Here is a 2,036-nt window from a genome sequence, read left to right as displayed (position 1 = left end):
GCCACCCCCGGCCCGAGTTCCCCGAGCAGGAGCAGGAACCGCCGGGCCACACCGAGGAGATGAGCCCGCGCCCCGACCACGGCGAGGAGTCCTACCGGGGCTCGGACCGTCTGCGCGACCTGTGCACGGTGATCACCGGCGGGGACTCCGGCATCGGCCGCGCCGTGGCGCTGGCCTTCGCCCGTGAGGGCGCCGACGTGCTGTTCACGTACCTGCCCGAGGAGAAGAGCGAGGCCGAGGAGACCACCCGCCTGGTCACCGACGCCGGACGCCGCGCGATCGCGGTGGTCTGCGACCTGCGCGAGGAGCGGGAGTGCCGTGAGCTTGCCGACCGCGCCGTCGAGGAGTTCGGCCGGGTGGACGTCCTGGTCAACAACGCGGCCTTCCAGATGGCCCAGCCCGACGGCATCGAGGCCATCACCACCGAGCAGTTCGACCGCGTGATGAAGACCAACCTGTACGGGATGTTCTGGCTGACGAAGTTCCTGGTGCCGCACATCCCCGAGGGCGGCAGCATCATCAACACCACCTCCGTGCAGGGGTACAAGCCGTCCCCGCCGCTGATGGACTACGCCATGACCAAGGCGGCCATCAAGAACTTCACCCAGTCACTCTCCACCCAGCTCATCGAGCGCGGCATCCGGGTGAACGGCGTGGCTCCCGGACCGGTGTGGACGCCGCTGATCCCCTCCACCCTCCCGGAGACCTCGGAGTTCGGTGCCCGGGCCCCGGTGGGCCGGGTGGCGCAGCCGGCCGAGATGGCGCCGCCGTACGTCTTCCTGGCGTCCAAGGAGGCCAGTTACATCACCGCGGAGATCGTCAACGCCACCGGCGGCACCCCGCTGCCCTGAGGCGCCGCACACGCGTCGGTTCGTCCACCGGTCGTGCTCCGGTGGCCCGGCGGGCCGCCCCGGCCCGCCCCCGAGGACCGGCCCCGGAGTCCCTCCCGGGGCCGCCCCGGTGGTGTCCGCGCCGCCGGGAACGGTCGGGATCCCTCGACCGCCTCTCGCCCCGGCCCGCGCCGGCCCCTCTTCCCCGGGCCGCGCGGGCCGGGACCCGTGTCCGGGCCCGGCCCGGACGTGTACCGACCCGGCACGCGCGGAGGGGAATCGCCCGCGACCCGCCCACGGCGGACGGCTATGCTGCTCCCTGCGGGCCGTTAGCTCAATTGGCAGAGCAGTGGACTTTTAATCCATTGGTTGTGGGTTCGAGTCCCACACGGCCTACCGCCGGACCCCGGGTCGGAGGCCATCCGACCCGGGGTCGCTGCCGTTTCGGGGCCCCTGGTGGCCCCCTGCTCGGCCATCGCTCGGCCGAACGGTCGGAACCGCCGGCCGGGCCGGTGGCCCGTCGGTGTCCCCATCAACCGGGCGAAGCGCCCGGGTCAGGACGTCAGCGACCGTTGGGCGACGTGGTCCAGTCGTTCGGCGAACACCTTCTCGGCGTCCGGGGTGATGGTGCGCAGGGCGACCATGCTCGAGAGGATGACGTCGCAGAGTTCTTTCTCCACGTCCTGCCAGGTGTGGCCGGCGCCCTTGCGGGGGTTGGAGCGGCTCACCCCGTGGATCGCCTCGGCGACCTCACCCGCTTCCTCGCTGATCTTGAGCACGCGCAGCAGCCGGGCGACCTCGGGTGTGGTCTCGGTCTCGGTGTCGAGCCACCGCACGAGGCGGTCGATGGTGGGCCAGAGGTGTTCCATGTGGTGGGCTCCGTGGTCGTGGCCGGCGAAGTTCCCCGGCGGGATGCGCCGGAGGTTGGCAGCGGCCCGTGCCCGGGTGCGGCTCGTGCGCGGGGGTGCGCCCGGTCCGGTCATGCGGGCCCTCCGGTCGCGACGGTATCGCCGACAGGCCGCGACCCGGCTCGACGCGTGGGACGCCGAACGCCGGGAGCAGATCGCCGAGCTCCGGACCACGAGCGCCGCCGTGGTGGTGGCGACGCACGATCGGCAACTGTTGCGGGACCCCGCGGACCGGCCGCGCCCGGAGGTGGGCACGCCCCCGACCCCGGGCGGATGAGGTCGGCGGGCGGGGCGGTGG

The 2,036-nt window shown here is 73.1% G+C and carries 3 protein-coding genes and 1 tRNA gene; 3 read left to right on the top strand and 1 reads right to left on the bottom strand.

Going from position 1 to position 2,036, the window contains the following annotated elements:
* Together FNQ90_RS21020 and FNQ90_RS21015 are read left to right on the top strand one after the other, a co-directional pair.
* A partial coding sequence (locus FNQ90_RS21020) for an SDR family oxidoreductase (protein WP_182607788.1) occupies positions 1-851 on the top strand: 851 nt, incomplete at its 5' end.
* Positions 852-1,153: 302 nt separating this feature from the next.
* A tRNA-Lys gene (locus tag FNQ90_RS21015) sits at positions 1,154-1,226 on the top strand.
* 158 nt (positions 1,227-1,384) lie between these two features.
* On the opposite strand, the gene FNQ90_RS21010 is transcribed toward FNQ90_RS21015, so the two are convergent.
* Positions 1,385-1,813 (bottom strand): MazG-like family protein, encoded by a 429-nt coding sequence (locus FNQ90_RS21010; RefSeq protein ID WP_407699409.1) that lies wholly within the window; start codon positions 1,811-1,813, stop codon positions 1,385-1,387.
* Here FNQ90_RS21010 and FNQ90_RS21005 point away from each other — a divergent pair.
* Entirely contained in the window at positions 1,812-2,015 is a 204-nt protein-coding gene (locus tag FNQ90_RS21005; protein ID WP_182607790.1) for a hypothetical protein, read from the top strand. The genes FNQ90_RS21010 and FNQ90_RS21005 overlap by 2 nt on opposite strands.
* Positions 2,016-2,036: the final 21 nt, after the last annotated feature.

Origin of the sequence: Streptomyces alkaliphilus (genome assembly GCF_014141535.1) — a bacterium.
Lineage (GTDB): Bacteria > Actinomycetota > Actinomycetes > Streptomycetales > Streptomycetaceae > Streptomyces > Streptomyces alkaliphilus.
This window is presented reverse-complemented; position numbering and strand designations above follow the sequence as displayed.